We start from the raw sequence: 8,566 nt of genomic DNA, 5'->3' as shown, positions 1-8,566 counted from the left end.
GCGCTGAACAAAATGACGAAAGCAGGTATGCCTGAAAGCGTGCGTATTGCCTGAAAACACAACCCGCTACGGGGGAGACTTACCCGAAATCTGATTTATTCAACAAAGCCCATGTTTACCTCCGGTTTTGTCTAACAATAAAAGATACGGTACGTTGCATTTAGGGCATTTTAGACCGGCTCTATGTCCTGCTATGTGCTAACTTTTCCAGTTTAATGGCCTCTCGTCGAGTTGTGTGGCAACAGTGTTGCCACCGGCGGAAATCCGCCGGTTTGAATGCTTTTTTGTTCAGCAGGCGACGAGGTGCCCGTCGCCAAAATCGGTAAAGCGCTGCGGTACTCTCTGATAGCCGATGGGTTTGATCGGTTCTGGTCTTATCGGCATTGCGCTGGTGGCTCGGGGTTGCCGTCTTTGCTGAACGTCAGGTATAGGAACGGCGCTGAGCAAGTGCTGAGTATAAGGATGCTGCGGATGGTGCAACACTCGATCTCGTGGGCCGATCTCCACGAGCTGGCCGCCAAACATCACCGCTACCCGGTGGCAGATGCGCTCCACCACCGCCATATCATGGGAAATAAACAGATAGCTGAGCCGATAGCGCTGACGCAAATCTTCCAGCAGCGTCAGCACCTGCGCCTGTACTGAAACATCCAGCGCGGAAACCGATTCATCGGCGATGATCACTTTCGGGTTCAGCGCCAGCGCGCGGGCAATGCAAATGCGCTGGCGCTGGCCGCCGGAAAACTGGTGCGGATAACGCCGCATCGCTTCCGCTGGCAGGCCGACCTGCTGCAATAGCTGCGCCACCCGCTCCGTGCGCTGTACTGCGGGCATCTGCTCATGAATCAGCAGCGGCTCCCCAACCAGGTCGAAAATAGTTTTGCGCGGATTGAGCGCCGCCCAGGGATCCTGAAACACCATCTGCAAATCGCGGCGTACCGCTCTTAACGCCTCGTCCTTCAGGCCGTGCAGCTCCTGTCCGTTAAGCTGCGCGCTGCCGCTAAATGGCACCATATTCATCAGCGCTTTTGCCGTCGTCGATTTACCGCAGCCGCTTTCACCGACGATGCCCAACGTCTCGCCGGGGAAAAGATCGAAGCTGACGCCATCGACGGCATGGACTTCGCGACGCACGCGCAGGCCGTCGCCGCGCACCGGAAAGCGCACGCTGAGGTCGCGGACGCTGAGCAACGGTCGCGTCGCCTCGACCGGCGCCAGCGCGGGCGCCTGGCCCAGCACCGGTACCGCCTGCAACAGCTGGCGGGTATAAGCCGCCTGCGGCGAGGTAAACAGCGTTTTTGCCGGAGCCTGCTCCATGATTTTGCCGTGACTCATGACCAGCACATCATCGGCCATTTCTGCCACCACTCCCATATCGTGGGTGATCAACAGCAGGCTGGTGGAAAACGCCTGCTGCAGTTCGCGCATCAACTCGAGGATCTGCGCCTGAATAGTGACGTCGAGGGCCGTGGTCGGCTCATCGGCAATCAGCACCTGTGGCTGGCACAGCATTGCCATGGCGATCATCACCCGCTGGCGCATACCGCCGGAAAGCTCGTGCGGATACTGTTGCAGGCGCTTCTCCACATGACTGATTTTGACCGCGTCCAGCATCGTGCTGACCCGGCTGCGCCGTTCACGGCGGCCCAGCACTTCGTGGCGTTGCAGCGTCTCTTCCAGCTGCTGGCCCACCGTCATCAGCGGATTGAGCGAGGTCATCGGTTCCTGAAAAATCATGGCAACCGACTTGCCGCGCAGCAGCTGCATTTGCCGCTCCGGCAGGCTGAGCAAATCCTGGTTATCAAAAATAATCGCGCCGCCTGGAATCTGTGCCTCCTCCGGAAGCAAACCCATGATCGCCAGCGAAGTCAGCGATTTACCGCTGCCCGACTCGCCGGCAATGCACAGAGTTTTTCCCGGCCAGAGCGCAAAGCTGACGTCATCCACCACCCGCTGTGTACCAAACTGGATCGACAGGCGCTCGACCGAGAGCAGCGGCGCCGGAAATAGGACTGCTGACATAACGCTCCTAATTAAACACGCTGTTGGGAAAATAGAACGACACCACCCAGTTAGGCCGATCGACGATTTCGCTGATGCGCAGATCGCCGCACACGGAGCAGAGCATATAGGCCTCTTCCGCCGACATCCCTTGTTCGCGGCACAGCGCATCGATGGTATAGCTTACCGCGTCGCGGGCGGCGGTCATCAGGTCAGGGCCAATGCCGGTGAAGGCGCTGTAGCCGTGCCGATCCAGATGTTGGGTCACTGGGCCAGGGGTGGCGAAACGCGGCGTTTTCAGCGGCATATCTTTAACCACTTCCAGCTTCACCACCACGTCCATCGCGCTTTCAATCGCCGTGCCGCAGACTTCACCATCGCCCTGCGCGGCGTGGGTGTCACCAATAGAAAACAACGCGCCTTCTACTTCCACCGGTAGCCATAATGTGCAGCCAGCGGCCAGATCGCGAATATCCAGATTGCCGCCCACGCGGCGCGGCGGCACCACCGAATGATGGCCCGCGGCGGCGGGAGCGACGCCGAGGGTACCGGCGAAGGGTTTCAGCGGTACGCGGCCATATCGGCCAAAGGCGCAGGGGGTTAAGCCCTGCCGGTCATATTGCCACAGCGCCAGCGCCGGATCAGAAAACTGATCGGCCAGCAGGCCGAAGCCCGGGATATTCGCAGTCCAGCCAAAGCCGCTGGGACGAAAGGATTCCAGCGTCACCTTTAGCGCATCGCCCGGCTGAGCGCCTTCCACATAGACCGGGCCACTGACCGGGTTGAGCTTATCAAACGGCAGCGTTGGGATATCCGCTGCGGTAGAACCGGCGTTGAACCAGCCGTTAGCCGCATCCAGGCAGTGAAACTCCAGTTGGCTGCCGGAAGCTACGTGCAGAACCGGGCTCAGGCTGTTATCCCAGCCGAAATGATGTTGAGCATGATGAATGGTCTTCACCAGACAATTTTGGCACATCCTGACTCTCCTTTAAGCAGCGGCGCCGTCCCGGCGCCATCAAATTATTTCAGTCCGATATAGTCGTAGTTGACTGGTACATGCACTGGATCGACATACAGCGCGTCCTCGCCCCCCATGCGTGCGGAATGTACGGTGTAGCGCTTCTCGTTGAATACCGGCACCCAGGGCGCGTCATCCATTGCAGTGATGAAGATTTTGCGCCAGGCTTCAATGCGAGCGTCCTGCTGGTCGGGTTTCACCATGCTGTCCGCCGCGGCCGCCTGCGCGTCCAGCGCTTTGTTGCAGTAGCGCGCCCAGTTCCAGCCGCCCTCTACCGCCCCGGCGCAGCCGAGGATCGGGCCATAGAAGTTGGAGGGATCCGGGAAATCGGCGATCCACGCCATGCCGCCGGACCAGACCATCGGCGCTTGGCTGGCGGAGCCGCCCGCCGCAATCACATTCGCCTGCGCCAGGGATTTGATGCTGGCGTGGATGCCCACTTTGGCCAGATCCTGCTGGATAGACTGGGCGATACGCGGCTGCGGATCGGTATTCATCACGTACAGTTCGGTAGCAAAACCGTTGGGGAAACCCGCTTCGCTGAGCAGTTGCTTCGCTTTTGCCGGGTCGTAGCTGAAACCCTGATATGCCTTGTCATAACCGGGCATGGCGGGTGGCAGTGGCTGGTTGGCCGGCGCCGCGCGTCCATTAATGATGCGCACGATGCGATCTTTGTTGACCGCCATGTTCACCGCCTGGCGGACTTTGAGATTATCGAAAGGCGGCAGCGTGGTTTTCATCGTCACGTAGCCGGTCTGCAACTGGTCGCCGGTGACCATCAGGCCCTTATAGGCCGGGTTGTTTTTAAACGACAGAAACTGTGCGGGCGGTACGCCGTCGCCGGCAATATCCACTTCGCCTTTTTCCAGCCGCAGCAGAGCGACCGAGGGATCCTGTCCCATTTCGAACTTTATGTGATCCAGCCGCGGCACGCCGGCTTTAAAGTAGTTCGGGTTTTTGCGGAAGATCAGCTCCTGGCCCAGCTTCCACTCCTGGAGCTCAAACGCGCCGCTGCCGACCGGATGCTTGCCGAAGTCGGCGCCCCATTTCTCCACCTCCTCACGGGGAACCACCGAGGCAAAGTTCAGCGCCAGCACATGCAGGAAGGTGGCGTTGGGCTCTTTCAGAGTGATTTTTACCGTATGATCGTCGACGACCTCGATACCGCTCAGGGTCGTGCTTTTACCGCTGGCCTCCTCGTCATAGCCCGCGATGGGGCTGAAGAACCCGGCGCCCGGACTTTGGGTTTTCGGGTTGACTGTGCGTTCCAGAGAATATTTCACGTCCGCCGCCGTGACCTCGCGGCCGTTGTGGAATTTCACCCCTTTGCGTAGCACAAAGGTGTAGACCTTGCCGTCCTCGGAAATGGCGTAGCTCTCCGCCAGGTCGTTCACCAACTCGGTGGTGCCGGGACGATAGTCCATCAGGCCGTCGAACAGGCTTTTGATCATCGACCAGTTTTGCCAGTCATAGCCAATGGCCGGATCGAGGGTCGCCACGTCGTTCTGGTAGGTCACCACGATATCGCCGCCGGTCTTCTCGTCAGCCTGCGCGCCATAAGAGAAACAGGCCGCGGCCACCGCCATTGTCAATAACGCATTTTTCATCATCTTCCCCTGCTACTTTTTGACATCAATGCGCGGATCGACCCACGGCAGCACCAGATCCGCAATAAGGTTGCCGCCAACAATGGCAACCGCTGACACGGTGGTTACCCCGACAATCACCGGGATATCCACCTGTTGAATCGCCTGCCAGGCCAGCTGACCGATACCCGGCCAGCCAAAGACCGATTCGACTACCACCAGTCCGCCCATAAAAATGCCGATATCAATGCCTATCATCGGAATTAGCGGCAGCACGGCATTCGGCAGCACGTGACGCAGCAGTACGCGGGTTCGGCCCAGCCCTTTGGCCCGCGCGGTGCGGATAAAATCCTGATGCAGCACCTCAATCATCGACGAGCGCAACATGCGTGAATACCAGCCGCTGCCGAGCAGGCCGAGGGTTAGCGCCGGTAGCGCCAGATGGCTGAAGCCGCCATAGCCTCCCATCGGGAACCAGTTGAGTACCACGGCGAAAAGATAGAGAAAAAGCATCGCGGCGATGAACTGCGGCGCCGAAACACCGATAAAGGAGAGCGCCATCAGAAGCCGGTCCGCCAGCCCGCCGCGTTTTAACGCCGCCAGGGTGCCGAGGGCGATCCCCAGTACCAACTCGCAGAGAATACCCGCCGCCATCAGCTGCAGTGACGGCCCGATACGGGCGGAAACCAGTTCACTCACTTCGCTGCGCTGAATAAACGAGCGTCCCAGATCGCCGTGCAGCAGCCCCTGCAGATAACGCCAATATTGCTGATAAAACGGCAGATCCAACCCCAACTGATGGCGGATGTTTTCGACTACTTCCGGCGTGGCACTGCGCCCGGCGATTTGGCGCGCTGGATCGGCGGGCAACATAAACAGCAGCAAATAGCAGATCAACGTAACGCCAAGCAGGATCAGCCCGGCATGCAACAGACGTTTTCCCAGAAATAGCATTAGTTTCGTCCTTTTAAGCCGGGATCGAGGGCGTCGCGCAGGGCGTCACCAGCGATATTGAAAGAGAGCGACAGCAGCACAATCGCCGCGCCGGGAAAGAACACCAGCCAGGGAGCCGAAGTAAAATAGCTCTGGCTTTCAAAGATGATGTTGCCCCAACTCGGCGTTGGCGGCTGTACCCCCACCCCGAGGAACGATAGAGTAGCTTCCAGCAGGACTGTGGTGGAGATGCCTAGTGTGGCCCAGACCAGCACCGTTGGCGCCAGATGTGGAATTAAATGCACGCCGAGAATACGCAACGTTCCGGCCCCCAGGGTGCGTTCCACGGCGATAAAGTCGCGGGCGCTAAGCGCGCTAGTTTCGGCGTAGATAACCCTGGCGATCTGCACCCAGTTCACCATGGCGATCACCAGGGACACGATCCAGACACTTGGCTGGAAAATCGCCGCCAGGGCAATCGCCAGCAGCAGTGCGGGAAACGCCATCATCAGATCGGTAAAGCGCATCAGCAGCCCTCCGATACGCCCCTGCAGATAACCTGCGCTAAGCCCTACCAGGACGCCGATCAGTACTGCAGTGCCGTTGGCGACAACACCGATGAGTAACGAAGTACGAGCTCCGTAAATTAAACGCGAGAAGAGATCGCGTCCCAGCAGATCGGTTCCCAGCCAGTAAGTGCTGTTGGGAGAAAGCGGTGCGCCTTCCAGGCTCAGTCCCTCGACAAACTGTTCATCGGGATCGAAGGGGGTGAGCCAGGGGGCAAACAGCGCGCTCATCACCACCAGGAGAATAAACAGCAGCGAGAGCAGCAGGGCTGGCCGGCGCAGAAAATATCCGACTCTATTCATTGTGCTCCCCGCTTGCCGGACGACATTCGTAGCAGCCACTTATGCGCCACCTGTGCCACCGACTGGTTCGTACACATTGATTCCGAGCGCAGGCGAACCCATGCCTGTTGTTCATCAATACTTTCCGCTTGCATCTGGGCCGCCAGAGCTTGGGTAATCTGCGGCATTGCTGCCAGACGCTGGCGCAGTAGCATCTGTTGCTGTTGAATGTCATGCAACTGCTGACGCAGCCCCACTGCCATCATCAGGGTGGTATAGATGGCTCGCTGTGTAATAGGCTTGGTAAGGAGCGCTGTTGCCCCTAACTCCAGCGCGCGCTGTACCTGGTAAAGTCCCTCATGTGAGGTCAGCGCGATCACCGGTATTCCCGCCAGATTGATCTGGCTCAGGGTTAGCGGGCTGGCGAATGCCTCCAGTTCCACCAGTACTGCACAGGGGGTGAGAGGAGGTAAAGCCTCATCTCCGGTCAGGTGATGCCAGCGGATACCCATCCGCGTCAGGTTTTTTTCCAGCGCTTCGCGACTCCTTGCTTCACAGTCTACCAGCAGGAGCGGCTGAGCATCTAAATCCGGGGACAGCAGCGTTTTCATTTAACAATCCTCAGAGCAGGTCTGGCTGCAACCGTTCGGCTTTCACGTAGCTCGGTCGCGGAGAGATAGGGATCGGGCATAACCGGCAGCGGTTCGCGATGCAGTATCTGAAAGCAAGTTTGTTGCAACTCAGCGATGTAGCAGGGCAAACAGGCGTGGTTGTTTCGAGCCATTACTGAGCGAGCGCCCGGAGAATCAACGTCGTGCTGACGATGCAGTGCCGCCAGCACCGCACCCGGCTCGCTGTTTCCGGCCTCGCGCAGGCTATTGGCAAACAGCCTTACTGCCCGCCAGCCGCCGATATAGTAGTGGGAGATGCGCTGTGCGCCATGTTGCAGGTGCTGCCGCGCGCAAAAATCGAGATCGACGCTCTCAAAAAACGGTCCGCAGGAAAGCAAACGTACCGCCCTTAGTGGCGCGACTTCGGCGACTTCGGCTTCGGTAAAATTACAGCTGAGCACCGCTAACGTCCGCCGATCGCGAAGACAGGCCTCGTCCAGTGCGCGCAGAAACGCATAAGAGGTTTCGCCTACCAGGTTATTGAGCACAAAATCTACCTCTGTGCTGAGAATCGCCTCAATCAACTCGGTCACGTTGCTGTTTCTCAGGTGCAGATATTTTTCGCCCACCACCGTACCGCCGGAACCTTCCACTACCTCACGGGCGATACGATTGCTTTCCCAGCCCCAGACGTAGTTAGAGCCGATCAGCCAGGAGCGATTTCCGAACATATCCAGCGCCAGCCGCAGGAGTGGCAGCAGAGTCTGGTTCGGACAACCGCCCAGATATACGACCTGCTCGCAGCTCTCGAACCCCTCGTAAGGACAGCCATACCACAGCAGCAGGTTATGCTGCTCCAGGTCCGGGATAATCTCCTTCCGACTGGCAGAGGTAATGGTTCCGAAGATATGGCGGATGCCGTGAGCGATAAAGGTGCTCACCGCTTCACTGTAGGCTGCGAGTTCACCCGCAGGGTTGATATGTCGGGCCCGCAGCTGAAAAGGATAAGCAGGATCGGCATTGATTTCCTCTAAGGCATGGCGCGCACCAAGCAGTGTGCTGTTCGCCAGGTGGCTGTAGGTACCTTCTGTGGAAAGCAAAATTCCAATATCAATAGTTTGCACGTATGTTTGCTCTCTGCATTAATAAAAAAGCCTGATTGTCCTTATTAGGACAATCAGGCTTCATTACCTGTCGATATTTAATGGATTCAAGGCTTAAGGGTTGCCCCTGCTTGCATATACCCGACATGAAAAATTCATGCCATTTTTAAAGTACAGTTAAATCAATGGATTATTTATTTTTGGAGACACTTTTGCACCAATGGGATGCGGCTTGCTCAGTTATGGTGCAATTTTCTGATGCAGTCTGGTCTCTTCAACATGAGGTGGAGTAATGCACACCTGTTTTAGTTCCACGCACTTTTTGAGAGTTCCGGTTTTTCAGCCATCAGCAGGTGATCGGCTTTGTTGAATAAATCAGATTTCGGGTAAGTCTCCCCCGTAGCGGGTTGTGTTTTCAGGCAATACGCACGCTTTCAGGCATACCTGCTTTCGTCATTTTGTTCAG

At 57.8% G+C, this 8,566-nt stretch carries 7 protein-coding genes; all 7 read right to left on the bottom strand.

Features of this window, described 5'->3' with window-relative positions:
• Positions 1–288: 288 nt before the first annotated feature.
• Genes ACLH1I_RS26115 through ACLH1I_RS26085 form a run of 7 tightly spaced genes read right to left on the bottom strand, consistent with a single transcriptional unit; the run spans position 289 to position 8,121 of the window.
• A complete protein-coding gene (locus tag ACLH1I_RS26115) occupies positions 289–2,022 on the bottom strand; it encodes an ABC transporter ATP-binding protein (protein WP_004118832.1) in 1,734 nt (577 codons plus the stop codon).
• A 7-nt stretch (positions 2,023–2,029) separates the two neighbouring features.
• Positions 2,030–2,977 carry an acetamidase/formamidase family protein gene (locus tag ACLH1I_RS26110; protein ID WP_049013026.1) on the bottom strand — a complete coding sequence of 316 codons (948 nt, stop codon included), beginning with the start codon at positions 2,975–2,977 and terminating at the stop codon, positions 2,030–2,032.
• Positions 2,978–3,021: 44 nt separating this feature from the next.
• Entirely contained in the window at positions 3,022–4,626 is a 1,605-nt protein-coding gene (locus ACLH1I_RS26105) for an ABC transporter substrate-binding protein (RefSeq protein WP_004152278.1), read from the bottom strand.
• A 12-nt stretch (positions 4,627–4,638) separates the two neighbouring features.
• Complete coding sequence (locus ACLH1I_RS26100) at positions 4,639–5,559, bottom strand: ABC transporter permease (protein ID WP_004118227.1); 921 nt, start codon at positions 5,557–5,559, stop codon at positions 4,639–4,641.
• Positions 5,559–6,407 carry an ABC transporter permease gene (locus tag ACLH1I_RS26095; RefSeq protein WP_004118228.1) on the bottom strand — a complete coding sequence of 283 codons (849 nt, stop codon included), beginning with the start codon at positions 6,405–6,407 and terminating at the stop codon, positions 5,559–5,561. Before ACLH1I_RS26095 ends, ACLH1I_RS26100 begins: the two co-directional genes overlap by 1 nt.
• Positions 6,404–6,997, bottom strand: coding sequence for an ANTAR domain-containing response regulator (locus tag ACLH1I_RS26090; RefSeq protein WP_049013025.1), 594 nt, complete (start codon positions 6,995–6,997; stop codon positions 6,404–6,406). Before ACLH1I_RS26090 ends, ACLH1I_RS26095 begins: the two co-directional genes overlap by 4 nt.
• Positions 6,994–8,121, bottom strand: coding sequence for a transporter substrate-binding protein (locus ACLH1I_RS26085; RefSeq protein WP_004118840.1), 1,128 nt, complete (start codon positions 8,119–8,121; stop codon positions 6,994–6,996). The genes ACLH1I_RS26090 and ACLH1I_RS26085 overlap by 4 nt, the downstream gene beginning before the upstream one ends.
• Between the last annotated feature and the right edge of the window lie 445 nt (positions 8,122–8,566).

Origin of the sequence: Klebsiella sp. 1SOBk10mer (assembly GCF_046602535.1) — a bacterium.
GTDB lineage: Bacteria > Pseudomonadota > Gammaproteobacteria > Enterobacterales > Enterobacteriaceae > Klebsiella > Klebsiella quasipneumoniae.
This window is presented reverse-complemented; position numbering and strand designations above follow the sequence as displayed.